Annotated in this window: 5 tRNA genes; all 5 read right to left on the reverse strand. The window is 51.4% G+C overall.

Features of this window, described 5'->3' with window-relative positions:
* Positions 1-51: 51 nt before the first annotated feature.
* Positions 52-125: transfer RNA gene (locus tag LQ216_RS20255), tRNA-Met, on the reverse strand.
* Positions 126-188: 63 nt separating this feature from the next.
* Positions 189-264 (reverse strand) — tRNA-Val (locus LQ216_RS20260).
* Between the two features lie 11 nt (positions 265-275).
* Positions 276-350 (reverse strand) — tRNA-Glu (locus LQ216_RS20265).
* 17 nt (positions 351-367) lie between these two features.
* Positions 368-458 (reverse strand) — tRNA-Ser (locus LQ216_RS20270).
* 5 nt (positions 459-463) lie between these two features.
* Positions 464-538 (reverse strand) — tRNA-Asn (locus LQ216_RS20275).
* Positions 539-589 lie beyond the last annotated feature (51 nt).

Genomic DNA, 589 nt, shown 5'->3' on the forward strand with positions numbered 1-589 from the left:
CCTGCGTGACAGGCAGGCATTCTAACCAACTGAACTACCGGACCATTATGATTGCGGGGACAGGATTTGAACCTGCGACCTTCGGGTTATGAGCCCGACGAGCTACCAGACTGCTCCACCCCGCGACAATATGAATGATGCTATTTGCTTATGTGTTACATTTCATTCCGTTATTCTATGTAATGAAATGGTGGAGGATGACGGGATCGAACCGCCGACCCTCTGCTTGTAAGGCAGATGCTCTCCCAGCTGAGCTAATCCTCCAATATGAGATATGGTGACCCCTACGGGATTCGAACCCGTGTTACCGCCGTGAAAGGGCGGTGTCTTAACCGCTTGACCAAGGGGCCATTATTAAAAAATGAAATGGCGGAGAGCAAGGGATTTGAACCCTTGATACGCGGTTAGCGTATACACGATTTCCAATCGTGCTCCTTCGGCCACTCGGACAGCTCTCCAATAATGGCTCCGCAGGTAGGACTCGAACCTACGACCGTTCGGTTAACAGCCGAATGCTCTACCACTGAGCTACTGCGGAACAATATAAGCTTGGCGACGTCCTACTCTCACAGGGGGAGATCCCCCAACT

It is taken from the genome of Bacillus sp. CECT 9360, assembly GCF_918741275.1.
Lineage (GTDB): Bacteria > Bacillota > Bacilli > Bacillales > DSM-1321 > Peribacillus.